Source organism: Duganella sp. SG902, from assembly GCF_013376005.1.
Classification (GTDB): Bacteria; Pseudomonadota; Gammaproteobacteria; order Burkholderiales; family Burkholderiaceae_D; genus Rugamonas.
Genome location: NZ_JABMJK010000004.1, coordinates 138218 through 162419 on the forward strand (window position 1 = coordinate 138218; position 24202 = coordinate 162419).

Sequence of the window (24202 nt, forward strand, 5' to 3'; positions counted from 1 at the left end):
ATGCTGCTCTGGCTCGCGCAATTTTTCCAGCAGGACGTCGGGGTACTCCGCGTCTTCAACTTCATCACGTTCCGCGCGGTGTTCGCCACCGCGACCGCGCTGTTCATCGGCCTGGCCGCAGGTCCGTTCGTGATCCGCAAGCTGACCGCGATGAAGTACGGCCAGGCCGTGCGCACCGATGGTCCGCAGACCCACCTGAAAAAACACGGCACCCCAACAATGGGCGGTGTGCTGATCCTCATTTCGATCGCCATTGCCACGCTGCTGTGGTGCGACCTGTCGAACCGTTTGATCTGGCCGGTGCTGATCGTGACGCTGGGCTTTGGCGCGGTGGGCTGGGTGGATGACTACCGCAAGGTGGTGTACCAGGACCCGGAAGGCATGCGCTCGCGCGAGAAGTATTTCTGGCAGTCGCTGGTCGGCATCGCCGCCGCGCTGTACCTGGGGTTCTCGGTGTCGGCCACCAGCACGGCGCAGGTGTTCGAGCTGTTCTTCGCCTGGGTGCGTTCGGGCTTCGAGATGGATCTGCCGCCGAAGGCGGACTTGATTGTGCCGTTCTTCAAGACCATCAGCTATCCGCTGGGTGTGTGGGGTTTCATCGCGCTGACCTACTGTGTCATCGTCGGCTCGTCCAACGCCGTTAACTTCACCGACGGCCTGGATGGCCTGGCCATCATGCCGACGATTATGGTGGGTTCGGCCCTGGGCCTGTTCGCTTACCTGACCGGTAGCGCCACGTATTCGAAGTATTTGTTCATTCCGCACATTCCTGGCGCGGGCGAATTGATCATCTTCTGCGGCGCGCTGGCCGGCGCGGGCCTGGCCTTCCTGTGGTTTAACACGCACCCGGCGCAGGTGTTCATGGGTGACGTTGGCGCGCTGGCGCTGGGCGGCGCGCTGGGAACTATCGCGGTGATTGTGCGTCAAGAGATTGTGTTGTTCATCATGGGCGGCATCTTCGTCGCGGAGACCGTGTCGGTGATGATTCAGGTGAGCTGGTTCAAGTACACCAAGAAGCGCTATGGCACCGGCCGTCGCGTGTTCCTGATGGCGCCGCTGCATCACCACTTTGAACAAAAAGGTTGGAAAGAGACCCAGGTCGTCGTGCGCTTCTGGATTATCACGATGATTCTGGTGCTGGTTGGACTCTCGACGTTGAAACTGCGCTGATGATTTACGAAGGCAAAAACGCACTGGTATTAGGGCTGGGAGAATCCGGCCTGGCGATGGCGCTGTGGCTCGCCCGCGGCGGCGCGCGCGTGCGCGTAGCCGATACGCGCGAGTCGCCGGATCGTCTGCCAGCGTTGCAGGCGGCCGTGCCGTCGGCGGAATTCGTCGCCGGCCCGTTTGGCGCGTCGCTGCTGGAAGGCGTGGACTTCGTCGCCGTCAGTCCTGGCCTGGCGCCGGGCCGCGAGCTGAAAGAGATCGCTCCGGCCGCCGCTGCCGCCGGCATCGAGGTGTGGGGCGAGATCGAACTGTTCGCGCAGGCGCTGGAGTGGCTGAAGGAGTCGCGCGGCTACGCGCCGAAAGTCATCGCCATCACCGGCACCAACGGCAAAACCACTGTCACCACCCTGGTCGGCCAACTGTGCGAACGCGCCGGCAAGACCGTGCGTGTGGCCGGCAATATCAGCCCGGCCGCGCTGGACGTGCTGCGCGAAGTGCTGGATAACGAAACCTTGCCGGAAGTCTGGGTGCTCGAATTGTCGTCCTTCCAATTGCAGACCACCTTCACGCTGGAAGCCGACGCGGCGACTGTGCTGAACGTGACGCAGGATCACCTGGACTGGCACGGCGACATGCCATCGTACGCCGCCGCCAAGCACCGCATCTTCGCCGCCAACACCGTGCGCGTGTTGAACCGCGACGACGCCACCACCATGCGCATGGCCAGCGCCACCGGCCATAACGTCACCTTCGGCACCAACGCGCCAACCCTGCGCGATGACCTTGGCCTGAACAACGAGCGCGGCGTGCTGTGGCTGGCCACCGCCATCCCGGCCGAGGAAGAGGGCGAGCCGAAGAAACGCAAGAAAAACGATCCGCCGCCACCGCCGGTAGAGTGCATCGTCAAGAACCTGATGCCTGCCGACGCGCTGCAAATTCGCGGCGTCCACAACGCCGCCAACGCGCTGGCCGCACTGGCCTTGTGCCGCGCGATTGATCTGCCGCTGGCGCCGCTGCTGCACGGCCTGCGCGAATATCGCGGCCAGCCGCACCGCGTGGAACTGGTCAGCGCCATCAACGATGTTGAATACTACGACGACAGCAAAGGCACCAACGTCGGCGCCACCGTGGCGGCGTTGAATGGCCTGGGCAAGGCCTTCACCGGCGACAACCAGCGTCTGCTGGTCATCATGGGCGGCGACGGCAAAGGCCAGGACTTCGCGCCGTTGGCAGAACCGACCGCGCGCCATGCCCGCGCGGTGCTGCTGATCGGCCGCGACGCGCCGCGGATCCGCGCCGCGCTGGAGCAATCCGCGCGCGATCAAGGCGCCGAGCTGCCGTATGTGATCGAAGACTGCGGCACCGACCTGCCGCAAGCCGTCAAGCGCGCCAGCGAACTTGCGCAAGCCGGAGACGCCGTGCTGTTGTCGCCCGCGTGCGCCAGCATGGACATGTTCAAGAACTACGCGCATCGCGCCCAGGTGTTCATCGACACCGTCCGCGACATCGCGCTCGACGCCGGCCAGGAGCTCTGAACATGGCTCTCCAGCTGCCATTCCGCTTTGGTTCCAAGTCGGCCGAAACGCCGATGGAGAGCCGCGCGCGGCAGTCGAAGATGATGGAGTACGACCAGCCGCTGGTCTGGGTCACCCTGCTGCTCATGCTGCTCGGGATGGTGATGGTGTACTCGGCCTCGATCTCGCTGCCCGACTCGCCGAAGTTCGCCAACTATGCGCGCTGGCAGAACACCTACTTCCTGCAACGGCAGATGATGTTCATCGCCGTTTCGCTGGTTGTCGGCCTGTTTGTATTCCGCATCCGCGTCGCGGACTTGCAGAAGGCCGCGCCGTATCTGTTCATCGGCACGCTGGTGCTGCTGGTGCTGGTGCTGATCCCCGGCGTCGGCGTGGTGGTCAACGGCGGCCGCCGCTGGCTGTCGCTCAAGGTGTTTAACGTGCAGCCGTCGGAGCTGATGAAGGTGGTGGCGGTGCTGTACGCCGCCGACTACACCGTGCGCAAGCAGGAATACATGCACAAGCTGACCAAGGGCTTCATGCCGATGGCGGCGGCGGTCGGCTTCGTCGGCCTGTTGCTGCTGCTGGAGCCGGACCTTGGCGCCTTCGGCGTGATCGTCTGTATCGCCATGGGCATCCTGTTCCTGGGTGGGATCAACGCCATCTGGTTCGGCGGCATCGGCGCGGTGCTGGTGGTGATCTTCGGCTCCATCATCGCGCTGTCCAAGTTCCGCCGCGAACGCTATTTCGCTTACCTGAATCCGTGGGAAGAAGACAATGCGCTGAACAAGGCTTACCAGCTGACCCACTCGCTGATCGCTTTCGGGCGCGGCGAGATTTTTGGCGTCGGGCTGGGCGGCAGCGTGGAAAAACTGCACTACCTGCCGGAAGCGCATACCGACTTCCTGCTGGCGGTGATCGGCGAGGAACTGGGCTTGGCCGGCGTGCTGGTGGTGATCGCGCTGTTCTACTGGATCATCAAGCGCGCCTTCGACATCGGCCGCCAGGCCATCGCCATCGACCAGACCTTTGCCGGCCTCACCGCCAAGGGCATCGGCATCTGGATTGGCGTGCAGACGTTTATCAATATGGGTGTGAACCTGGGCTTACTGCCAACCAAGGGCTTGACCCTGCCGCTGATGAGCTATGGCGGCACGGGCGTTGTAATTAACTGCATCGGACTCGCGATCCTGCTCCGGATCGATTACGAGAACCGGGTCCTGATGCGTGGTGGCAGACTATGAAACGATTAATGATTATGGCGGCCGGTACGGGCGGTCATATTTTCCCCGGCCTGGCGATCGCGCAAACCATGCGCGCGCGCGGCTGGGAAGTGAGCTGGCTGGGCACCTCCACCGGCATGGAGCAGGATCTGGTGCCGAAAAGCGGCATCACGATGGACAGCATCAACTTCACCGGCATGCGCGGCAAAGGCCTGAAGCATACCGTGAGCGGCGCCCTGAAAATGGTGAAGGCGTTCGCCGACTGCTTCGGCTTCATCGGCCGCCGCAAGCCGGACGTGGTGATGGGCATGGGCGGCTACGTGACGGTGCCGGGCGGCTTCATGGCCCGCCTGCGCGGCGCGCCGCTGGTGCTGGTGAACGCCGACGCGGCGCTGCTGCTGTCGAACAAGACGCTGGTGCCGGCGGCCTCGCGCGTGTGCTTCGGCTTCCCGGCCAACTTCGGCAGCGCGGCCGGCAAGGCGGTCGTCACGGGCAACCCGGTGCGCAAGGAGATCCTGGACATGGCGCCGCCGGCACAGCGTTTCGCCGGCCGCGAAGGCCCGCTGCGCATCCTGGTGGTGGGCGGCAGCCTTGGCGCCAAGGCGCTGAACGATGCGCTGCCGGCGGCGCTGGCGTTGATCCCGGAAGCACAGCGGCCGCTGGTGACCCACCAGTCGGGCAAGAAGAATATCGATGCGCTGCGTGCGGCGTATCAGCAGGCTGGCGTGACGGCCAATGTGGTGGACTTCATCGACGACATGGCGGCTGCATACAGCGCCGCCGATCTGGTGATCTGCCGCGCCGGCGCCATCACCGTGTCCGAGCTGACGGCGGCGGGCGTGGCCAGCGTGCTGGTGCCGTTCGTGGCGTCGACCACCAGCCACCAGCGCGACAACGCGCAGTGGATGGCGAAACAGAAAGCGGCGATCCATATGCCGCAAACGGAATTGAGCGCGCAATCGGTTGCGACGCTGTTGGAAACGCTGACCCGCGCATCCTGCCTGGCCATGGCCACGGCGGCGCGCGAAGTCGGCAAGCGCGATGCGAATGACGCGATCGCGCAAGTATTGGAGCAGTTGGTATGAAACACAAAGTACAGAACATACACTTCGTCGGCATCGGCGGCAGCGGCATGAGCGGCATCGCGGAAGTGCTGCTCACGCTGGGCTATACCGTGTCCGGCTCGGACCTGGGCAGCAACGCTGTCACCCAGCGCCTGGCCGACATGGGCGCGACCGTGTATCAGGGCCACGCGGCGGAAAACATCGGCAAGGCCGATGCCGTCGTGACCTCGACCGCTGTACAGCAGGACAACCCTGAAGTGGTGGCGGCGCGCAGCCGCAAGATTCCTATCGTCCCGCGCGCGGTGATGCTGGGCGAGTTGATGCGCCTGAAGCGCGGCATCGCCATCGCCGGCACCCACGGCAAGACCACCACCACCAGCCTGGTGGCCTCGGTGCTGGCGCAGGGCGGCCTCGATCCGACCTTCGTCATCGGCGGCCGCCTGACCGCCGCCGGCGCCAACGCCAAGCTGGGCACCGGCGAATACCTGGTGGCGGAAGCCGACGAGTCGGACGCCTCGTTCCTGAACCTGACGCCGATGATCGAAGTCATCACCAACATCGACGCCGATCACATGGAAACCTACGAGCACGATTTCGAAAAGCTCAAGCAGGCTTTCGTCCACTTCACGCACCGCCTGCCGTTCTACGGCCGCGCCATGCTGTGCATCGACGATCCGCATGTGCGCTCGATCCTGCCGCACGTGACCAAGCCGGTCACCACCTACGGTTTCGCCGAGGATGCCGAAGTGCGCGCCGTGAACGCGCGCGCCGTGGGCGTGGAAATGCACTTCACCGTCAAGCAGGAAGGCTATCCCGACCTGGACGTGGTGCTGAACCAGCCAGGCCTGCACAACGTGCAGAACGCCTGTTCCGCCGTCGCCATCGCGCGCGAGATCGGCATTGAGGACAGCGCCACGCAGGCCGGCCTGGCAGGCTTCGCGGGCGTGGGCCGCCGCTTCACCAAATACGGCGACGTGGCGATTCCGGGCGGCGGCAACTTCACGCTGGTGGACGACTTCGGCCATCACCCGCTGGAGATGGAAGTGACCATGGCCGCGGCGCGCGCCGCGTATCCGGGCCGCCGGCTGGTGCTGGCGTTCCAGCCGCACCGCTTCAGCCGCACGCGCGACCTGTTTGAAGATTTCGTCAAAGTCCTCGGCACGCCGGACGTGCTGGTGCTGGGCGAAGTGTACGCCGCCGGAGAGGCGCCGATTGTGGCCGCCGACGGCCGCGCGTTGGCGCATGCGCTGCGCGCGCGCGGCAAGACCGAACCAATTTTTGTTGAGGCCATCGGCGACATGCCGGAGACCATCATGGGCGTGGTGCGCGACGGCGACGTCGTGATGACCATGGGCGCAGGCTCGATCAGCGGCGTCCCGGCCAAACTGACTAATTACCCGAAAGTCTGAGATGAGCAACATTAATCCACAAGACGCAAAAGCATTCGGCAAGGTCGGCGTGCTGTTCGGCGGCCGCTCCGCCGAGCGCGAAGTGTCGAACATGTCCGGCAGTGGCGTGCTGGCCGCGTTGCAAAGCAAGGGCATCGACGCCCACGCCTTCGATCCGGGCCAACGCTCGCTGGCCGAACTGGCGGCGGAAAAATTCGACCGCGTGTTCATCGCGCTGCACGGCCGCTTCGGCGAGGACGGCAGCCTGCAAGGCGCGCTGGAATTGCTGGGCATTCCATACACCGGCAGCGGCGTCACCGCCAGCTCGGTGGGCATGGACAAGATCACCACCAAGATCGTGTGGCTGCATCACGGCCTGCCAACCCCGCGCTACGCGGTGTTGAACGCGCAATCCGATCTGGCCGCCGTCGCCGCCGACCTGGGCCTGCCGCTGATCGTCAAGCCGCCGCATGAGGGTTCGACCATCGGCATCACCAAGGTGACCGAAGCCGCAGGCTTCCAGGCCGCCTACGACAAGGCCGCCGCGCTGGACGATTCGGTGCTGGCGGAGGAATTTGTCACCGGCCGCGAATTCACGGTCGCCATCCTGGGCAGCGGCGCCAGCGCGCGCGCGCTGCCGATCGTGGAGATCGTGGCGCCGGAAGGGAACTACGACTACCAGAACAAGTACTTCACGGACGACACCAAGTATTTCTGCCCGGCCGCGCTGCCAGACGCGCTGGCGGCGGAGATGCAAAGCATCGCCGTGCAAGCTTACCGCGCGCTTGGCTGCGAAGGCTGGGGACGCGTCGACGTGCTGCTGCGCGAGCGTGACCAGAAGCCTTTCCTGCTGGAGGTGAACACCTCGCCGGGCATGACCAGCCACTCGCTGGTGCCGATGGCGGCGCGCGCGGAAGGCATCAGTTACGAAGACCTGTGCGTTGAGATTCTGCGCGGCGCGCGTCTGAAGATGAAGGGATAAGCGGTAGATGTGGCATGACGTGAAGGCTTTGAATGCGACCGCCAGCGGCTTGTTCGCGCTGACCGTGTTGGCATGCATAGCATCCGGCGTGTGGTGGGTGTCGCAGCGTCCGATGTTCACCCTGCGCACGATACGTATCGAGACGATGAGCGGTGATGAGGAGCTGAAGCACGTGAACCACCTGACGCTGCGGAACAACGCGCTGGGCCGGATCAAGGGCAACTTCTTCACCACCAACCTGGACGCGGTGCGCCAGGCGTTCGAGTCGGTGCCGTGGGTGCGCCGGGCGACGGTGCGGCGCGAATGGCCGGACCAGTTGATTGTGGCGCTGGAGGAGCATGAGGCGCTGGGTACGTGGGGCGAGGATGGCCGCCTGTTGTCGACCAAGGGCGATGTGTTCACCGCCAACCTGGCCGAGGCGGAGGAGGATCACACGCTGCCGGAGTTCGATGGGCCGGACGGCAGCGAAAAGGAAGTGCTGTCGCGTTACGACGAGCTGCGCGCGTGGTTCGCGCCGCTCAAGCTGGTGCCTGAAGCACTGTCGCTGTCCAGCCGCTACGCGTGGACGGTGAAGCTGAACAACGGAATGAGCGTGGCGCTGGGACGGGAACAGACCAGCACCACGTTGAAGGAGAGGGTGGACCGCCTGGTCGGGATTTATCCGCAGCTGGTGGAACACCTGCCAAACATAGACACGATAGATATGCGGTACCAGAACGGTTTGGCGCTCAGCGCGCAGGGGTTGAAGATTCCTGCGGAGGGCGCGAAACCTAAACCAAAAAAACCGGCACCAAAGCACAACTAGCAGGCAGAAAAGAAATGACTAAAGACGCGAAAAACCTGATCGTCGGCCTCGATATCGGCACCTCCAAGGTGGTGGCCGTGGTGGCCGAGGTGATGGGCGATGGACGCCACGAAGTGATCGGCCTGGGCCAGCACGAATCGCGAGGCCTGAAGAAGGGCGTGGTGGTCAACATCGAGGCGACCGTGGAATCGATCCAGCGCGCGCTGGAGGAAGCGGAGCTGATGGCCGACTGCAAGATCCGCAATGTGTACGCGGGCATCGCCGGCAGCCATATCCGCAGCTTCAATTCCAGCGGCATGGTGGCGATCAAGGACAAGGAAGTGACGGCGACCGACGTGGCGCGCGTCATTGAAACGGCAAAGGCGGTTAACATTCCGACCGATCAGCAATTGCTGCACACGGTGCCGCAAGAGTTCATCGTCGACAGCCAGGAGGATGTGCGCGAGCCGATCGGCATGAGCGGCATCCGCCTGGAGGTGAAGGTGCACATCGTGACCGGCGCGGTGTCGGCGGTGCAGAACATCGTCAAGTGCGTGCGCCGCTGCGGCCTGGAAGTGTCGGACCTGATCCTGCAGCCGATGGCCTCCGCCGACGCGGTGCTGACCGGCGACGAGAAGGAACTGGGCGTGGTGCTGATCGATATCGGCGGCGGCACGACCGACGTTGCCGTGTTCTCGGATGGCGCGATCCGCCACACCGCCGTGATCCCGATCGCCGGCGACCAGATCACCAACGACATCGCCATGGCGCTGCGCACCCCGACCACGGAAGCGGAAGAGATCAAGATCCGCTATGGCGTGGCCAAGCAGGTGCTGGCCGATCCGGGCGAATCGCTGGAGGTGCCGGGCCTGGGCGACCGCGGCCCGCGCAACCTGTCGCGCCAGGCGCTGGCCGCCGTGATCGAGCCGCGCGTGGAGGAGCTGTTCGCGATGGTGCATCAGGTGGTGCGCGAGTCGGGTTACGAAGGCGTGCTGTCCTCGGGCATCGTGCTGACCGGCGGCACCGCGATCATGCCGGGCATGGTCGAAATGGCGGAAGACATCTTCCTCAAGCCGGCGCGCCTGGGCACGCCGGACTACCGTGGCCAGCTGGCCGACGTGGTGCGCAGCCCGCGCTACGCGACCGTGCTTGGCCTGCTGTTGGAAGCGAAAAAGCAGTACCTGCGTGGCCACATCGTCACGCGGCAGGATGGATCGGTTAAGGCAGTTTGGCAGCGCATGAAGGAATGGTTCCTCGGGAATTTCTGAGGTCGGAACGAAACAAGTACGAAACAACTAAATTTTTTATATTAAACCGCAGTTTTCAATCCCCAGTTCTCCTACAATTATGAGGACTGGCGCTTGAAAACCGCATTCTGATAGGGAGTTACATCATGGAGTTCGATATGGTCGATAACGCAGCTTTGGGTACTGTCATCAAGGTCGTCGGCGTCGGCGGTGCGGGTGGCAATGCGGTGCAGCACATGATCAACAAGGGCATGTCGGGCGTGGAGTTCATCGCCGCGAACACCGACGCGCAGGCACTGGCCACGTCCAAGGCCGACAACATCATCCAGATCGGCGACACCGGCCTGGGCGCCGGCATGAAGCCTGACGTCGGCCGCAAGCTGGCGGAAGAATCGCGCCAGCGCATCGAAGACGCGCTGCGCGGCGCGCACATGGTCTTCATCGCCGCCGGCATGGGCGGCGGCACCGGCACCGGCGCCGCCCCGATCGTGGCGGAAGTGGCCAAGGCACAAGGCGCGCTGACCGTGGCCGTGGTGTCGAAGCCTTTCTCGCACGAAGGCCAGAAGTGCATGGACATCGCCGACGAAGGCCTGGAGCAGTTGTCGGCCAACGTCGACTCGCTGATCGTGATCCTGAACGAGAAGCTGGAAGAGATCTACGAGGACGAATCGCTGATCGAATGGCTGCAGCACGCCGACGATGTGCTGAACAACGCCGTTGCCGGTATCGCCGAGATCATCAACGTGCCGGGCCACATCAACGTCGACTTCAACGACGTCAAGACCATCATGGGCGAGCAGGGCAAGGCCATGATGGGCACCGCCACCGCCTCCGGCGTGGACCGCGCGCGCATCGCCGCCGAGCAGGCCGTGGCCTCGCCGCTGCTGGATGGCGTCGACCTGTCGGGCGCACGCGGCGTGCTGGTGAACGTCACCGCGTCGCGCGGCCTGAAAGGCAAGGAGATCAAGGAAGTCATGGCCGCCGTGCGCGCGTTCGCGGCGCCGGATGCGTCGATCGCACAAGGCATCGCCTACGACGACGACATGGGCGACAACATCCGCGTGACCGTGGTGGCCACCGGCCTGGGCAAAGCCAAGAAGCACGTGCAGCTGGTTCCGCAGCAGATGCTGCGCACCGGCACCCACAACAGCCCGATGATGCCATCGGCCGCCATGGGTGGCGCCGCTGCCGCGCAAGGCCTGTCGATGGGCGCGGCCGGCGGCGCGTCGCCAGCCTTCGACGGCATGAAGGCGCCTGCTGTGTGGCGCCGCGAGTCGGCATCGGAGCAGGTGCGCGCGATGGAGAAGAACGGCATGGAAACCTACGACATTCCAGCCTTCCTGCGCAAACAGGCCGATTAAGGCATACTTCGGGTTCTGTCCGAGGGAAGAGCCGCACCCTGGTGCGGCTTTTTTATATTTATAAAGGAGTTTATCCATGACCATCAAGATTGGTGACAAGCTGCCGGAAGGCACCCTGTCCGAATTCATCGAAACCGAAACCGAAGGCTGCTCGCTGGGCCCGAACACCTTCAACGTACAAGACCTGGTCAAGGGCAAGAAGATCGCCATCTTCGGCCTGCCGGGCGCCTACACCCCGACCTGCTCGGCGCAGCACGTGCCGGGCTACGTCAAGCACGCCGCCGAGCTGAAAGCCAAGGGCGTGGATGAGATCTGGTGCATCTCGGTCAACGACGCCTTCGTGATGGGCGCGTGGGGCCGCGACCAGAAAGCCACCGGCATCGTGCGCATGATGGCCGACGGCAACGCCGCTTACTCGAAGGCACTGGGCCTGGACGCCGACTTCAGCAAATTCGGCATGGGCACCCGCTCGCAGCGCTACTCGCTGCTGGCGGTGGACGGCGTGGTCACCCAGCTGAACATCGAGCAGGGGGGCAAGTTCGAAGTCTCCAACGCTGAAACCCTGCTGGGTCAGCTGTAATCACAGGACGGCGCCACGGCGCCGTTTTTTTCTGGCGCACGATGAACCGCAGCCCGCTGACCATCCTCGTTGTGGAAGATCATCCCACCATTGCCCGCCAGGTCGTGGATTTCCTGGATGGCATGCAGTGGCAGTCCGACCATGCGGCCAGCGGTGCGCTGGCCATCGAGCTGGCCACGCGCGAAAACTATGACGTGGTGCTGCTCGACCTGAATCTTCCCGATATCGATGGGCTGGAGGTATGCCGGGCCATCAAGACGCGCGCACCGCGCAATGTACCGGTGCTGATGCTGACCGCGCGCGACGCCTTCGAGGACAAGGCGCGTGGCTTCAGCGAAGGCGCCGACGACTATCTCACCAAACCATTTGACCTGCGTGAGCTGGCGCTGCGCTGTGAAGCACTGGCGCGGCGCGGGCAGCTGCATCTCGACCAGGAGATGCGCGTCGGTGCGCTGACGTTGCTGCTGCGCGAAAGGCGTGCGCTATACCAGGGCGTGCCGCTGGCGCTGACCCACGCCGGCTTCAAGCTGCTGCAGGCAATCTGCAGCGGCTATCCGCATGCGGTGTCGCGCTCCACGTTGATGCATGCGCTGTGGGGCGCCGATCCGCCGGACAGCGACGCGCTCAAGTCGCATATCTACGCGCTGCGCAAACAGCTGGAATCGGCCGGCGCGCCGAAGGCGATTGTGACGATACCGCAGCTGGGTTACCGGCTTTCGCTCGATGTTTAGCTCGATCCGGCAAGGCTTGTTTGCCGCGCTGGCGGGATTCACCGTGCTGATTTGCCTGTGCTACACCGGCCTGGCGCTGGTGATCTCGTACGTGACGGAAGACATGCTGGTGGATCGCTTGCTGGAGCGCGAAGCCGTGGCGGTGGCGACGCATTTCGGCCAGCACGGCGAACTGCCCGCACCACGTGACGAACTGATTCGCATCCATCGCGACGCCGCATCGTTGCCGCCGGAAGTGCGGGCACGGGTTGCCGATGGCAGCGAACGCGCCGAGATTTCCACGGATACCGGCCCGCATTACCACCTGCGCGCGCTCGACCTGCCCGGCGTGCGGCGGGTCTACCTGCTGGCCGATGTACGTCCGCTGCTGGTGGTGTCCAAATTGTTCCAGGAGGTGGGCGGCTTTCTGGCGTCGGTTGCGCTGGGCCTTGTCGCGCTGGCGCTGTTGCTGGCTTACTGGCTGTCGCGGCGGCTGGTTGCGCCGCTGCAGGTGCTGGCGCGTGAAGTACGTAATCTTGCGCCGCGAAGTGCGGTTGCGTTCAGCGCGGCGCAGCGGCGCGACGAAATCGGCTACCTGGCGCGGAAGCTGGGCGCCACCCTCGCCGATTTGCACGCCTCATTGGATCGCGAGCATGCGTTCACGCGCGACGTCAGCCACGAATTGCGCACGCCGCTGACGGTCATGAACAACACGTTGTCGCAGGCGGCATCGCGCCCGCTGACGGCGCAGGAACTACGGCAGCTGCAGGCCGGCGTGGCGGAGATGGGCAACACAGTCAACCTGCTGTTCGCGTTGGCGCGCGCCGGACATATCGCCAGCGAGACTTTCGATCTGCGCGGCTGTATCGAGGAGAGTTTGCTGCGTCTGCTGGACGGCGACTCCGACGAGGACCGGTTGGCGTTGCGCCTGCCGGATCGGCTGGAGGTGGTGGGCAATCGGCACCTGTCTATGCTGCTGATAAATAACTGCGTGAGCAACGCGTTGTTTCATGGCGGTGCGGGCTCGCGCCTGTTGCTATCGTTTGCGGACGGCGTGCTGGGGATGGAGAACACTGTCGATCCGTCACGGCCTGCGACGACGCAAGGCTTTCAGCATGGCCAGCATCTTCTGAGGCGCATTGCGGAAGCCATGGACTGGCGGATCAGCTTCCATGCAGGTGGGGCAACCTACCGTGTCGAAATAACGCCAATCCGCCCGCCGATTTCACCTTAGTTTCACCTGCGGTTTTTTATGCTGTGTGCTCCTTCACTATTTGGGGTACATATCATGAAAGCTTTTTTTGCGTTGATTTTCCTGTCCTGCACACTGCTGCCGGCTTACGCGCAGGTCAAATCGCTGGTGCACAAGGACGAAAAGCGGCGCTATCTGGTCTACACGCCGGCATCGTATGAAAGCCAGCCCGATAAGGTTTTTCCGATCGTCTTCAATTTTCACGGCAGCGGCATGACCATGGCCGAGCAGATGCTGTACACACAGATGAACCGGGCGGCGGATCGTCACCAGTTCATCGTCGTCTATCCCTTGGGCGTCAAGCACGACTGGAACGTTGGCTTTGGCATGTCCTACCTTGACGGAACGGACGATATCGGCTTTACCGAAGCACTGCTGGCAAAGCTCAAGCAGGATTACCGCGTGGACGGCCAGCGCGTATATGCCACCGGACTGTCGCGTGGTGGTTTCTTCGCCCTGCGCATCGCGGCCGAGTTGCCGCAGCTGTTCGCGGCGGTGGCATCGGTGGGCGCGCCCATGCCAGAGCCGGTAGTGCGGCACCACACCAAGCCGGGCAAGGTTGGCGTACTTCTGATCCACGGAACGGCCGATCAGGTGGTGGCTTACGACGGCAAGCCAGGAGGCTACCTGTCGGCGCAGGACAGTTACAGCTATTGGGTAAAGCGAAACGAGCTCGCTGCGGCCGCCGTCAGCCAGCGCGTTATCGGCGGCGCCGACGTCACGTTGCAGGAGCAGGGCAATGGCAAGCAACGCGTGGCGTTATTGACCGTCAAAGATGGCGGCCACACCTGGCCTGGCGCCGATCCGTTCAACGTCGGCCTCCCCATCGGCAAAACCACCCGTGACATTGACGCCAACGAAATCATTTGGCAGTTTTTCGCAGATCACAGCCGCTAGCGTAGATAGCTCGCAATATCTGCAGCCAGTCGTTGACGTTGGGATGGTGGCAGGAATTCGGCCAGCGTTACTTCGGCATCGCGAGATGCCAGGCGTAATGGTGAGGTCAGCAGGCGCGTGGTCGATGGATTCAGTGTATGGCGGCGCAGGCGTCTGGCGCGGCGCTGTTCGATGATGATGGCGGCGGGCGTGATGTCGATGCGGTCGTAGTCGGCCGCGTGACGGGCATGGTGACGCAGGCACGCGGCCACCGCGGCCATCTCCAGCAGCGCGTAGGCCAGCATGTACCAATAGCCCCACCACAGAAACACCAACGCCAGCAGCAGCGCCGGGCCGCACAGGCCGGCGAACAGCAGGCGTAACTGACGCCAGCTCAGGGTGCTGTGCCGTTGCAGCAGCCAGCTGTGATGCTCCGATGACGCATCGCGCGGCATGGTGTTCTCCTCTCAGACCACTTGCGGCGGTTGTTCGAAGGTGTGGTGCGGCGCTGGACTGGGAACGGTCCATTCCAGACCATTCGCTCCTTCCCATGGTTTGGCCGCCGCCGGCTTGCCGCCACGGATGGTAGGCAGGACCACCCCAAACACGAAGTATACCTGCGTCAGCCCAAACAAGAAGGCGCCCACCGAGGCCACCTGGTTGAAGTCGGTGAACTGCACCGAATAGTCCGCGTACCGGCGCGGCATACCTGCCAGGCCGAGGAAGTGCATCGGGAAGAAGGCCACGTTGAACCAGATCAGCGTGTTCCAGAAGTGGAAGGCCGCGCGGCGCTCGCTGTACATATGGCCGGTCCATTTCGGCACCCAGTAATAGAAACCGGCGAACAGCGCGAACAGCGAGCCCGCCACCAGCACGTAGTGGAAGTGCGCCACCACGTAATAGGTGTCGTGCACCTGGATGTCGATCGGCGTCACCGCCAGTATCAGGCCGGTGAAGCCACCCAGCGTGAACACCCAGATGAAGCCAATCGCGAACAGCATCGGCGCCTCGAACGTCAGCGCGCCGCGCCACATGGTCGCCACCCAGTTGAACACCTTGACCCCGGTGGGCACCGCCACCAGCATGGTCGCGTACATGAAGAACAGTTGCCCCGTCACCGGCATGCCGGTGGCGAACATATGGTGGGCCCAGACGATGAAGGAGATGATGGCGATCGATGCCGCCGCGTACACCATCGAGGCGTAGCCGAACAGCCGCTTGCGCGAGAACGCCGGCACGATTTCGGAGATGATGCCGAACGCCGGCAGGATCATGATGTACACCTCCGGGTGGCCGAAGAACCAGAACACATGCTGGTACATCACCGGATCGCCGGCGCCGGCGGCGTTGAAGAAGGTGGTGCCGAAGTGGCGGTCGGTCAGCATCATGGTGACGGCGGCGGCCAGCACCGGCATCACGGCGATCAGCAGATAGGCGGTGATCAGCCAGGTCCAGCAGAACATCGGCATCTTCATCAGCGTCATGCCGCTGGCGCGCAGGTTGAGGATGGTGGTGATGATGTTGATCGCGCCCATGATGGAGGAGATGCCCATCAGGTGGATGGCGAAGATGGCCAGGTCCATGCCCACGCCCATCTGGGTGGACAGCGGCGGGTACATGGTCCAGCCGGCCGCCGTGGCGCCGCCGGCGCTGAAGAAGGAGGCGATCAGCATCAGCGCGGCCGGCGGCAGCAGCCAGAACGAGAAATTGTTCATGCGCGCGAACGCCATGTCGGACGCGCCCACCTGCAGCGGAATCATCCAGTTTGCAAAGCCGACGAAGGCCGGCATGATGGCGCCGAAAATCATGATCAGGCCGTGCATGCTGACGAACTGGTTGAATACCTCGGGCTGGAAGAACTGCAGGCCGGGATGGAACAGCTCCAGCCGGATCAGCATGGCCAACGCGCCGCCGCTCATCAGCATGATCAGCGAGAACCACAGGTAGAGTGTGCCGATGTCCTTGTGATTGGTGGCGTACAGCCAGCGCCGCCAGCCGTGCGGCGTGTGATGTTCTTGCGCGTGCGCGAAGCCCGCTTGCGCCTCCCTGGCGGTCGGACGTAGCGCCTCGTTCGTGGTTTCCATGTTAGCCTCTCCCCAAGTCAGCACCCAGCATAAGGCGTGCTGCGGAGCGCACGCAGCGCTCAACACGCCGCGCGCTTGTAGGAACGCGCGCCGCGAAAACTTAAGGAGAAACGTCATGGCAGATCAGAAAACGCCGCAGCGGTCGGAAGGCCTGCTGCCTGCAGAAGATGAGGTAGCGGAAGAGGTTAACCTGGATCAGCAATCCGACCAGGCCCGCCGCGTCGGCCACGCACCGACGGCGCCGGCCGGCAAGCCGGACGACGGCGCGGAGAAGGAACGCAAGCCTCAGTAGCTCTCGGCAGGCTTGGCGATAAACAGGGTGGAGTCGATGCTGAAGGAGCCGTCGTCCCGCACTGAAAAATAGCCGCGCGTTTCCTCGGGCGCGCCGCGCAGCAGGCTGCGGATGGCGGTCACGCGTTCGGCCGGTGTGCGCATGCGCGCGGTCCAGTCGTTGAATTTCATTTCCAGTTTCCAGTCGTCGACGCGCTCGGCCGGGAAGCCAGCTTCGTTCAACATGCGCAGCCATTCCGAAGGGCGATAGTCGCGCACGTGCGAGCCGTCGCGCAGCAGTTCCACCGCCTGCAAGGTGGTGTCGTGCAGCGGCGACTCCGGCGCCGTGATGTCGATGATGACCAGCACGCCTTTCGGTTTCAGCACGCGCCGCACTTCACGCAACGCGGCCGGCACATCGAGCCAGTGGTGGGCCGAGAAACGCGTCACCACCATGCAGAAGGACGCGTCGATGAACGGCAGGCTGGCGACGTTGCCTTGTTGGGTGCTGATGTTGTCCAGCCCGCGCTCGCGCGCCGCGCCCGCCACCACCGCCAGCATTTCTGGCGCCAAGTCAAACGCCGTCACCGATTCCGCTACCGGCGCCACCGCGAAGCTAGCGTGGCCGGCGCCGCAGCCGAGGTCCAGCACCACCGGCCGCCTGGGCAAGTCGGCCGCGATCTCGCGCAGCTTGACCAGGTCGGCCCCTTGCGCGTGGACGGCGCTGGTGAGATAGGCGCTGGCGGTATTGCCGAACTGCTGGGCGACGACGGCTGGCTGTTGCATGATGATTTCTCCAAAAAATGGGTAAGTCAGGGCAGAATAGAAGGACTTTTATCCTGTAACAAGACAAGGACTTATTCTGGTATGAGTACTACTACCCTGGGCGAATTCATCCGCACCCACCGTGAGCGCACCGCGCCGGACAGCGTCGGCCTGCCCGGTGGTGGACGCCGCCGCACGCCCGGCCTGCGCCGTGAGGAGCTGGCGCAGCTGTGCGATGTCAGCCCGACCTGGCTGACGTGGCTGGAACAGGGCAGGGGAGTGTCCGCCTCCGGCAAGCTGCTGGCGCGCATGGCGGACGTGCTGCACCTCACCGCCGCCGAACGCAGTTACATGTTCAGCCTGGCGGAACGCCTCGATCCGCAACACGGCGGGGACGAGGGCGAGGCCGGCGAGCCGCTGGAGGCCATCGTCGCCGCCATCGACGCCCCGGCTTACATGCTGGACCGTCAATGGGACGCGGTGGCCTGGAACGAACATGCGCTGGCCCTGTTCGGTGGCTGGCTGGACGTGGAAGCGGCCGCGCCGGCCAGGCCCAACCTGTTGCGCTTCATGTTCCGCAGCCCCGCCGCGCGCGGCCTGATCGTCGATTGGGAAAACCGCGCGCACCGCCTCGTGGCCGAGTTCCGCGCCGACATCGGCAGGCACGCCGGCGACCCGGCGCTGGCCGCGCTGATCGCCGAACTGTCGCGGGACAGCGCCGAGTTCAAGGCCTTGTGGCATTCGCAGGACGTGGTCAGCCGCGAAGGCGGCCAGCGCCGCTTCCACCATCCGCGCGCGGGCGAGCTGAGCTTCAATCAGGTCACCCTGCGCCTGGCCCAGCGCCAGGACCTCAAGCTGGTGATGCTGCTGCCGTGATGGATTTGGGGGAATCATCAATGGAGGACTGGTCCAGGAGCTGGGAGGCGATTGCCGAGGACTTCGTTGCGGCGCGCTCCGACATCGGGAGCGGCGTGGTCAGGCAATGGACCAAGCATCTGCGGCGAGGCGGCGAGGTGCTTGATATCGGTTGCGGGGCGGGCGTACCGGTTTCTCAGATATTGGTCGAGGCGGGCTTCGCGGTTTTCGGCATTGATGCATCGCCAACACTTTTATCGCTGTTCAGCCGCCGCTTTCGCGAGGCGCCCGCGCGTTGCGAGACGGTACAGAGCAGCAATTTTTTTGGCCAAAAGTTTGACGGCGCGGTGGCGGTGGGACTGCTGTTTTTACTGCCGGAGGGAGACCAACGTAAGTTGATCGAGAAGGTCGGACACGCGCTTCGTCCGGGAGGCCGCTTCCTGTTTAGCGCGCCTCGTGCCCGATGTGTGTGGACCGACCTTCAAACCGGTCAGCCGTCAATATCACTGGGCGAGGTGGAGTATCAATCGCAATTGGCGTGCGCGGGAATGCATCTTGAGGATATCCACGTCGATGAAGGGGACAACCATTATTTTGACGCGATACGGCGGGTCACGTAACTCAGGATTCATTCATGCTACGCCGCTTTTGTTGGACACGATTTGATCTCCGCCGGCCGGGCTATAATGTCGGGGACCGCGCCAGCCGCGCCGTCCTGGCTCCGACGTCGCCATGATGACGTTCTCCGCTCAAGGAGCTTCCCCTGTCCAGCCGTAAAGAAAACCTGCACGCGATTTACGCGATGCTGATCGCCGTCGCCATGTTCTCCCTCATGGACACCAGCATGAAGCTGCTGTCCGAACACTATCCCGCCCGCCAGGTCACGGCGCTGCGCGCGCTCAGCTCGCTGCCGCTGCTGTGCGCCTACATGCTGTATCGCGGCGCGTTCAAGGGCATCACGCGGGTGCGCTGGCCCATGCACTTGCTGCGCAGCGCGCTGGGCATCGGCATGCTGACCATGTTCGCGTTCGGCCTCAGCATGCTGTCGCTGGCCGAGGCGTATTCGATCTTCTTCATCGCGCCGGCGCTGATTACCGCGCTGTCGGTGGTGGTGCTGAAGGAAAAGGTCGGCGTGGGGCAGTGGGTGGCGATCGTGGTTGGCCTGATCGGCGTGCTGGTGGTGCTGCGGCCGGAAGGGACGGGCTTCCTGTCGATCGGCGGCCTGGCCATCCTGGGGGCGGCGGCCTGCTATGCCATCGCCGCCGTCGTCAGCCGCGTGCTGGCGCGCAGCGATTCCAACGAGTCCATGATGTTCTGGTATCTGATCCTGATGGCGCTGGGCGGCCTGGCGATGTCGGTGCAGCACTGGGTGCCGCTGCGCGCGCAGGACGGCTGGGTGCTGCTGGCGCTGGCGCTGTCCGGCTTCTTCGGCCAGCTGGCCATCACGCGCGCGTTCAGCACCGGCAAGGCCTCGGTCGTGGCGCCGTTCGAGTATTCGGCGCTGGCCTGGGGCGTGGCGATCGACTGGGTGTTGTGGCAGACCCTGCCGGACGGTTACACCCTGCTGGGCGCCGGCATCATCATCGCCAGCGGCATCTATCTGGTGCGGCGCGAAACGGTGCATGCCGAAGCCGAGCACCCTTGAGCGCAGTTCGCTATAATCATCGGATGTTAAAACAACGCACTATCAAAGAACTGGTCCGCACCACCGGTGTCGGCCTGCACTCCGGCACCAAGGTCGAGCTGACCTTGCGCCCGGCCGCGCCGGACACCGGCATCGTGTTCCGCCGCGTCGACCTCGATCCCATGGTGGAGTTTCCCTCCAGCGCCATGGCCGTGGGCGACACCCGCATGGCCTCGGTGCTGGTCAAGGATGGCGCGCGCGTGTCGACCGTCGAACACCTGATGTCGGCCTGCGCCGGCCTCGGCATTGACAATCTGTACATTGAGGTCAGCGCCGAGGAAATCCCCATCATGGATGGCTCGGCCTCGTCCTTCGTGTTCTTGTTGCAACAGGCGGGCGTGCTGGAGCAGCCGGCCGCCAAGAAGTTCATCCGCGTGCTGAAGCCGGTCGAGATCCGCGAGGGTACCGGCGACAAGGAAAAATGGGCGCGCCTGCTGCCGCATGACGGCTTCAAGCTCGACTTCTTCATCGAATTCAACCATCCGGCGGTGGACGGCACGCAGCAGCGCGCCCACGTCGATTTCGGCGACGTCTCCTACGTGCACGACGTGGCGCGCGCGCGCACCTTCGGCTTCATGCAGGACGTGGAAATGTTGCGCGGCATCGGCCTGGCGCGCGGCGGCTCGCTGGAAAACGCCATCGTGATGGACGAGTACCGCATCCTCAATTCGGACGGCCTGCGCTACGAGGACGAGTTCGTGCGCCACAAGATCCTCGACGCCATCGGCGACCTCTACCTGGTCGGCCACCCGCTGCTGGCCAGCTACGAGGCGCACAAGTCCGGCCACGCGCTGAACAACCAGCTGCTGCTGGAACTGCTCAAGCACCCGGACGCCTACGAAATCGTCACCTTCGACAGCAACGACGCGGCGCCGCAATCGTATGTGCGCCAGATGGCGCGTGAGTGGGCGCTAACTTAACTTAGCCGCCCCCGGCGCGGCGGCGGGCCACCATGGCCTTGACCGCGTCGATCAGCGCGCTGTTCTGCTTGCTCGCCTCGAGCGAGGCGCCGAGCTGGTCGAAGGCCTCGACGGCCGCCGGCGGCAGCTCCAGCGCGCGCATCTTCTCCTTGATCTGGGCCGGCTTGGTCATCTGCACCTTGAGCTTCACGCCCTGCACCTGCCAGCCGCGCTGCGCCAGTGTTTCTTGTAATTTAGGCAATTGTTGCTTGAGCTTGGCCGCCAGCGCGGTGGTCGGCAGCGACAGCACCAGCTGGCCATCCTCGAAGGCCAGGATCTCGCAGTGCTTGAACATGGCCGGCAGGCACTGGGCGCAGTCCTTCTGCAGGCGCGCCATGCGCTCGACCGCCGGCAGCAGCGAGGCCATGCGGTCGTGGCGGCGCAGGAAGTCGGTCGCCTCCACCGCCGTGCGGCGCGTGAGCGAGAGATTGGATGAATTGAATCGCATGCGGCGAAACATATCACAGCGCCCCAAAATCGTCACCACCGGTTAAAATCGATTGATTTTGTGACATTGTGTCCGGTTGGGCTATTGTTATATCGGCCAATAACCCAATGTAGCTCCGGACGCGTGATAAAATCACCGTCTTTTGTCGTAGTCGAACCCTTTAACGGCCATATTAAGCATGTCTTTTCTGACCAAGATTTTCGGCAGCCGCAATCAGCGCCTGCTCAAGCAATACCAAAAAACGGTACGCGAGATCAATGCGCTCGAACCGGCCATGGAAAAACTGTCGGATGCCGAGCTGCAAGCCAAGACCCCGGCTTTCAAGGAACGCATCGCCAATGGCGAGACCCTGGATCAGATCCTGCCGGAAGCGTTCGCGGTCTGCCGTGAAGCCTCGAAGCGCGTCATGAAGATGCGCCACTTCGACGTCCAGCTGATCGGCGGCATGGTTCTGCACTACGGCAAAATCGCTGAAATGGGCACCGGCGAGGGCAAAACCCTGACCGCGACCCTGCCGGCCTACCTGAACGCGCTGTCGGGCAAGGGCGTGCACATCGTCACGGTCAACGACTACCTGGCCCAGCGCGACGCCGAGACCATGTCCAAGCTGTACGGCTGGCTGGGCCTGAGCACCGGCATCAACCTGTCGCAGATGCCGCACGCCGACAAGCAGCAGGCCTACGCCTCGGACATCACCTACGGCACCAACAACGAATTCGGCTTCGACTACCTGCGCGACAACATGGTGTTCGACGCCAAGGACCGCGTGCAGCGCGTGCTGAACTTCGGTATCGTCGATGAAGTCGACTCGATCCTGATCGACGAAGCCCGCACCCCGCTGATCATCTCCGGCCAGGCCGAGAACCACACCGACCTGTACTACAAGATCAACGAAGTGCCCCGCCTGCTGACGCTGCAGATCGGCGAGGAAACCTCGGACGGCAAGGGCAAGATCGAAGTGCCGGGCGACTACACCAAGGACGAGAAATCGCACCAGGTGCTGCTGACCGAGGCCGGCCACGAGAAAGCCGAGGCCATCCTGACCAAGATGGGCCTGCTGCCGGAAGGCGCCTCGCTGTACGACTCGGCTAACATCACGCTGGTGCACCACCTGTACGCGGCGCTGCGCGCGCACGCGCTGTACTTCAAGGATCAGCACTACGTGGTGCAGAACAATGAAGTGGTGATCGTCGACGAATTCACCGGCCGCCTGATGACGGGCCGCCGCTGGTCGGACGGCCTGCACCAGGCGGTCGAGGCGAAAGAGGGCGTGAAGATCCAGAACGAGAACCAGACGCTGGCCTCGATCACCTTCCAGAACTACTTCCGCATGTACTCCAAGCTGGCCGGCATGACCGGCACGGCCGATACCGAAGCCTACGAATTCCAGGAAATCTACGGTCTGGAAACCGTGGTGATCCCGCCGAACCGTCCATCGCAGCGCAAGGACCGCCAGGACCAGGTGTACAAGTCGGCGCAGGAAAAGTACAACGCCATGATGCTGGAGATCCGCGAGTGCTACGAGCGCGGCCAGCCGGTGCTGGTGGGTACCACCTCGATTGAGAACTCCGAGCTGCTGTCGGGCATCCTGACCAAGGCCGGCCTGCCGCACAACGTGCTGAACGCGAAACAGCACGCGCGCGAGGCGGAAATCATCGCCCAGGCCGGTTCGCCGAAAGCCATCACCATCGCCACCAACATGGCCGGTCGCGGTACCGACATCGTGTTGGGCGGTAACGTGGAAAAACAAATCCAGTTCATCGAAGCCAATCCGGACCTGAGCGACGAGGAAAAGGCCAAGCAGGCCAAGGCGCTGCGCGACGGCTGGCAGGCGCTGCACGAGCAAGTGGTGGCCGCCGGCGGCCTGCACATCGTCGGCACCGAGCGCCACGAATCGCGCCGCGTGGACAACCAGCTGCGTGGCCGCGCCGCGCGCCAGGGTGACCCGGGCATGTCGCGCTTCTTCCTGTCGCTGGACGATCCGCTGCTGCGCATCTTCGCCGGCGACCGCGTGCGCGCCGTGATGGACCGCCTGAAAATGCCGGAAGGCGAACCGATCGAAGCGGGCATCGTGTCGCGCTCGATCGAGTCGGCGCAGCGCAAGGTCGAGGCGCGCAACTTCGACATCCGCAAGCAGCTGCTGGAATACGACGACGTCGCCAACGACCAGCGTAAGGTCATCTACCAGCAGCGTAACGAGCTGCTGGAAGCGACCGATATCTCGGAACTGATCGAGTCGCTGCGCCACGGCGCCTTCACCGACCTGGTGCGCGAATACGTGCCGGCCGAATCGGTGGAAGAACAGTGGAACATCAAGGGCCTGGAAGCCGCGCTGGCCGCCGAGTGGCAGATCGACGTGCCGCTCAGCGCCATGCTGGAAAAAGAGCCGGACCTGAACGACGAGGAAATCCTGGAACGCGTGCTGGCCGCGGCCGACGCGCTGTACAAGTCGAAAGTCGACATCGTCGGCAAGGAAGCGTTTGGCGGCTTCGAGCGCAACGTCATGCTGCAATCGGTGGACTCGCACTGGCGCGAGCACCTGGCGGCGCTGGACCACCTGCGTCAGGGCATCCACCTGCGCGGCTACGCGCAGAAGAATCCGAAGCAGGAATACAAGCGCGAGGCGTTCGAACTGTTCGGCCAGATGCTGGACATGATCAAGAACGAAGTCGTCAAGCTGATCATGACCGTGCGCATCCAGTCGCGTGAAGAGATCGACGCGGCGGAAGCGGCGCTGCAGCAGTCGCACGTGGAAAACGTCAGCTACCAGCACGCCGACTTCAACCCGAACGCCGCACCGGAAGACCTGCTGGCGCCGCCGCAATTCAGCGGCCTGCCGCCGGAACTGGCCAACCTCACGGGCGAGCAGCTGATGGAGCTGGGCCTGAAAGTCGGCCGCAACGATCCATGCCCATGCGGCAGCGGCAAGAAGTACAAGGCCTGCCACGGCAAGCTGGCGTAACACAAGACGGAGCCTCGGGCTCCGTTT

The 24202-nt window shown here is 64.0% G+C and carries 23 protein-coding genes; 19 read left to right on the forward strand and 4 right to left on the reverse strand.

Translation table 11 applies throughout. From position 1 onward, the window contains the following. The 13 genes from mraY to FHW83_RS10075 all read left to right on the forward strand — a co-directional run bounded on the left by mraY (nucleotide 1) and on the right by FHW83_RS10075 (nucleotide 14169). Nucleotides 1-1170, forward strand: a complete 1170-nt coding sequence (gene mraY, locus FHW83_RS10015) for a phospho-N-acetylmuramoyl-pentapeptide-transferase (protein ID WP_176646216.1) — start codon at nucleotides 1-3, stop codon at nucleotides 1168-1170. Beyond that, nucleotides 1170-2702 carry a UDP-N-acetylmuramoyl-L-alanine--D-glutamate ligase gene (gene murD, locus FHW83_RS10020; RefSeq protein WP_176646217.1) on the forward strand — a complete coding sequence of 511 codons (1533 nt, stop codon included), beginning with the start codon at nucleotides 1170-1172 and terminating at the stop codon, nucleotides 2700-2702. Before mraY ends, murD begins: the two co-directional genes overlap by 1 nt. A 2-nt stretch (nucleotides 2703-2704) precedes the next feature. Next, nucleotides 2705-3925 carry a putative lipid II flippase FtsW gene (ftsW, locus tag FHW83_RS10025; RefSeq protein WP_176646218.1) on the forward strand — a complete coding sequence of 407 codons (1221 nt, stop codon included), beginning with the start codon at nucleotides 2705-2707 and terminating at the stop codon, nucleotides 3923-3925. Continuing rightward, entirely contained in the window at nucleotides 3922-4989 is a 1068-nt protein-coding gene (murG, locus tag FHW83_RS10030) for an undecaprenyldiphospho-muramoylpentapeptide beta-N-acetylglucosaminyltransferase (protein WP_176646219.1), read from the forward strand. The genes ftsW and murG overlap by 4 nt, the downstream gene beginning before the upstream one ends. Further along, the gene (gene murC, locus FHW83_RS10035; protein ID WP_176646220.1) at nucleotides 4986-6377 is read left to right on the forward strand and encodes a UDP-N-acetylmuramate--L-alanine ligase; all 1392 of its coding nucleotides are present in this window, start codon (nucleotides 4986-4988) and stop codon (nucleotides 6375-6377) included. The genes murG and murC overlap by 4 nt, the downstream gene beginning before the upstream one ends. Before the next feature lies 1 nt (nucleotide 6378). Beyond that, on the forward strand, nucleotides 6379-7338 hold the full coding sequence (locus FHW83_RS10040) for a D-alanine--D-alanine ligase (protein WP_176646221.1): 960 nt from the start codon (nucleotides 6379-6381) through the stop codon (nucleotides 7336-7338). Between the two features lie 7 nt (nucleotides 7339-7345). Next, nucleotides 7346-8143, forward strand: coding sequence for a cell division protein FtsQ/DivIB (locus FHW83_RS10045; RefSeq protein WP_176646222.1), 798 nt, complete (start codon nucleotides 7346-7348; stop codon nucleotides 8141-8143). A gap of 14 nt (nucleotides 8144-8157) precedes the next feature. Further along, nucleotides 8158-9390, forward strand: coding sequence for a cell division protein FtsA (gene ftsA / locus FHW83_RS10050; protein ID WP_155462700.1), 1233 nt, complete (start codon nucleotides 8158-8160; stop codon nucleotides 9388-9390). 125 nt (nucleotides 9391-9515) lie between these two features. Further along, nucleotides 9516-10730: a cell division protein FtsZ gene (ftsZ, locus tag FHW83_RS10055; protein WP_176646223.1), complete on the forward strand. Its 1215-nt coding sequence runs from the start codon at nucleotides 9516-9518 to the stop codon at nucleotides 10728-10730. A 76-nt stretch (nucleotides 10731-10806) separates the two neighbouring features. Then, the gene (locus FHW83_RS10060) at nucleotides 10807-11310 is read left to right on the forward strand and encodes a peroxiredoxin (protein WP_176646224.1); all 504 of its coding nucleotides are present in this window, start codon (nucleotides 10807-10809) and stop codon (nucleotides 11308-11310) included. 41 nt (nucleotides 11311-11351) lie between these two features. After that, on the forward strand, nucleotides 11352-12041 hold the full coding sequence (locus tag FHW83_RS10065) for a response regulator transcription factor (RefSeq protein WP_176646225.1): 690 nt from the start codon (nucleotides 11352-11354) through the stop codon (nucleotides 12039-12041). Continuing rightward, nucleotides 12034-13254, forward strand: a complete 1221-nt coding sequence (locus FHW83_RS10070) for a HAMP domain-containing sensor histidine kinase (RefSeq protein ID WP_176646226.1) — start codon at nucleotides 12034-12036, stop codon at nucleotides 13252-13254. Before FHW83_RS10065 ends, FHW83_RS10070 begins: the two co-directional genes overlap by 8 nt. A gap of 54 nt (nucleotides 13255-13308) precedes the next feature. Beyond that, entirely contained in the window at nucleotides 13309-14169 is an 861-nt protein-coding gene (locus FHW83_RS10075; RefSeq protein WP_176646227.1) for a PHB depolymerase family esterase, read from the forward strand. On the opposite strand, the gene FHW83_RS10080 is transcribed toward FHW83_RS10075, so the two are convergent. Further along, nucleotides 14166-14603 carry a DUF2244 domain-containing protein gene (locus FHW83_RS10080; RefSeq protein ID WP_176646228.1) on the reverse strand — a complete coding sequence of 146 codons (438 nt, stop codon included), beginning with the start codon at nucleotides 14601-14603 and terminating at the stop codon, nucleotides 14166-14168. The two genes, FHW83_RS10075 and FHW83_RS10080, sit on opposite strands and share 4 nt — an antisense overlap. Before the next feature lie 12 nt (nucleotides 14604-14615). Beyond that, the gene (gene ctaD, locus FHW83_RS10085; RefSeq protein ID WP_176646229.1) at nucleotides 14616-16232 is read right to left on the reverse strand and encodes a cytochrome c oxidase subunit I; all 1617 of its coding nucleotides are present in this window, start codon (nucleotides 16230-16232) and stop codon (nucleotides 14616-14618) included. A 115-nt stretch (nucleotides 16233-16347) separates the two neighbouring features. Here ctaD and FHW83_RS10090 point away from each other — a divergent pair, with 115 nt between their 5' ends. Beyond that, entirely contained in the window at nucleotides 16348-16524 is a 177-nt protein-coding gene (locus FHW83_RS10090; RefSeq protein ID WP_176646230.1) for a hypothetical protein, read from the forward strand. Here FHW83_RS10090 and FHW83_RS10095 read toward each other — a convergent pair. Further along, complete coding sequence (locus tag FHW83_RS10095) at nucleotides 16518-17288, reverse strand: class I SAM-dependent methyltransferase (protein WP_176646231.1); 771 nt, start codon at nucleotides 17286-17288, stop codon at nucleotides 16518-16520. The genes FHW83_RS10090 and FHW83_RS10095 overlap by 7 nt on opposite strands. An 81-nt stretch (nucleotides 17289-17369) precedes the next feature. Between FHW83_RS10095 and FHW83_RS10100 the strand changes: the two genes are divergently transcribed. The 4 genes from FHW83_RS10100 to lpxC all read left to right on the forward strand — a co-directional run bounded on the left by FHW83_RS10100 (nucleotide 17370) and on the right by lpxC (nucleotide 20726). Continuing rightward, complete coding sequence (locus FHW83_RS10100; RefSeq protein ID WP_176646232.1) at nucleotides 17370-18143, forward strand: helix-turn-helix transcriptional regulator; 774 nt, start codon at nucleotides 17370-17372, stop codon at nucleotides 18141-18143. 20 nt (nucleotides 18144-18163) lie between these two features. Beyond that, nucleotides 18164-18742: a bifunctional 2-polyprenyl-6-hydroxyphenol methylase/3-demethylubiquinol 3-O-methyltransferase UbiG gene (locus tag FHW83_RS10105; RefSeq protein ID WP_176646233.1), complete on the forward strand. Its 579-nt coding sequence runs from the start codon at nucleotides 18164-18166 to the stop codon at nucleotides 18740-18742. A gap of 182 nt (nucleotides 18743-18924) precedes the next feature. Then, the gene (locus FHW83_RS10110) at nucleotides 18925-19767 is read left to right on the forward strand and encodes a DMT family transporter (protein WP_176646234.1); all 843 of its coding nucleotides are present in this window, start codon (nucleotides 18925-18927) and stop codon (nucleotides 19765-19767) included. A gap of 23 nt (nucleotides 19768-19790) precedes the next feature. Further along, nucleotides 19791-20726, forward strand: a complete 936-nt coding sequence (gene lpxC, locus FHW83_RS10115) for a UDP-3-O-acyl-N-acetylglucosamine deacetylase (RefSeq protein ID WP_176646235.1) — start codon at nucleotides 19791-19793, stop codon at nucleotides 20724-20726. Between the two features lies 1 nt (nucleotide 20727). Here the strand turns inward: lpxC and FHW83_RS10120 are convergent, their stop codons facing one another. Continuing rightward, on the reverse strand, nucleotides 20728-21213 hold the full coding sequence (locus FHW83_RS10120; RefSeq protein WP_229224118.1) for a DciA family protein: 486 nt from the start codon (nucleotides 21211-21213) through the stop codon (nucleotides 20728-20730). A 178-nt stretch (nucleotides 21214-21391) separates the two neighbouring features. On the opposite strand from FHW83_RS10120, the gene secA reads away from it, so the two are divergent. After that, nucleotides 21392-24175, forward strand: coding sequence for a preprotein translocase subunit SecA (gene secA, locus FHW83_RS10125; RefSeq protein WP_176646237.1), 2784 nt, complete (start codon nucleotides 21392-21394; stop codon nucleotides 24173-24175). Nucleotides 24176-24202 lie beyond the last annotated feature (27 nt).

Coding starts and splice junctions, on each gene's coding strand:
- FHW83_RS10065 (WP_176646225.1), top strand. CDS start 11,352: ATGAACCGCAGCCCGCTGACCATCCTCGTTGTGGAAGATCATCCCACC.
- FHW83_RS10090 (WP_176646230.1), top strand. CDS start 16,348: ATGGCAGATCAGAAAACGCCGCAGCGGTCGGAAGGCCTGCTGCCTGCA.
- FHW83_RS10040 (WP_176646221.1), top strand. CDS start 6,379: ATGAGCAACATTAATCCACAAGACGCAAAAGCATTCGGCAAGGTCGGC.
- ftsA (WP_155462700.1), top strand. CDS start 8,158: ATGACTAAAGACGCGAAAAACCTGATCGTCGGCCTCGATATCGGCACC.
- mraY (WP_176646216.1), top strand. CDS start 1: ATGCTGCTCTGGCTCGCGCAATTTTTCCAGCAGGACGTCGGGGTACTC.
- FHW83_RS10120 (WP_229224118.1), bottom strand. CDS start 21,213: ATGCGATTCAATTCATCCAATCTCTCGCTCACGCGCCGCACGGCGGTG.
- FHW83_RS10070 (WP_176646226.1), top strand. CDS start 12,034: ATGTTTAGCTCGATCCGGCAAGGCTTGTTTGCCGCGCTGGCGGGATTC.
- murD (WP_176646217.1), top strand. CDS start 1,170: ATGATTTACGAAGGCAAAAACGCACTGGTATTAGGGCTGGGAGAATCC.
- FHW83_RS10075 (WP_176646227.1), top strand. CDS start 13,309: ATGAAAGCTTTTTTTGCGTTGATTTTCCTGTCCTGCACACTGCTGCCG.
- FHW83_RS10110 (WP_176646234.1), top strand. CDS start 18,925: ATGCTGATCGCCGTCGCCATGTTCTCCCTCATGGACACCAGCATGAAG.
- ctaD (WP_176646229.1), bottom strand. CDS start 16,232: ATGGAAACCACGAACGAGGCGCTACGTCCGACCGCCAGGGAGGCGCAA.
- ftsW (WP_176646218.1), top strand. CDS start 2,705: ATGGCTCTCCAGCTGCCATTCCGCTTTGGTTCCAAGTCGGCCGAAACG.
- secA (WP_176646237.1), top strand. CDS start 21,392: ATGTCTTTTCTGACCAAGATTTTCGGCAGCCGCAATCAGCGCCTGCTC.
- FHW83_RS10060 (WP_176646224.1), top strand. CDS start 10,807: ATGACCATCAAGATTGGTGACAAGCTGCCGGAAGGCACCCTGTCCGAA.
- FHW83_RS10080 (WP_176646228.1), bottom strand. CDS start 14,603: ATGCCGCGCGATGCGTCATCGGAGCATCACAGCTGGCTGCTGCAACGG.
- FHW83_RS10045 (WP_176646222.1), top strand. CDS start 7,346: ATGTGGCATGACGTGAAGGCTTTGAATGCGACCGCCAGCGGCTTGTTC.
- ftsZ (WP_176646223.1), top strand. CDS start 9,516: ATGGAGTTCGATATGGTCGATAACGCAGCTTTGGGTACTGTCATCAAG.
- FHW83_RS10105 (WP_176646233.1), top strand. CDS start 18,164: ATGGAGGACTGGTCCAGGAGCTGGGAGGCGATTGCCGAGGACTTCGTT.
- FHW83_RS10095 (WP_176646231.1), bottom strand. CDS start 17,288: ATGCAACAGCCAGCCGTCGTCGCCCAGCAGTTCGGCAATACCGCCAGC.
- murG (WP_176646219.1), top strand. CDS start 3,922: ATGAAACGATTAATGATTATGGCGGCCGGTACGGGCGGTCATATTTTC.
- murC (WP_176646220.1), top strand. CDS start 4,986: ATGAAACACAAAGTACAGAACATACACTTCGTCGGCATCGGCGGCAGC.
- FHW83_RS10100 (WP_176646232.1), top strand. CDS start 17,370: ATGAGTACTACTACCCTGGGCGAATTCATCCGCACCCACCGTGAGCGC.
- lpxC (WP_176646235.1), top strand. CDS start 19,791: ATGTTAAAACAACGCACTATCAAAGAACTGGTCCGCACCACCGGTGTC.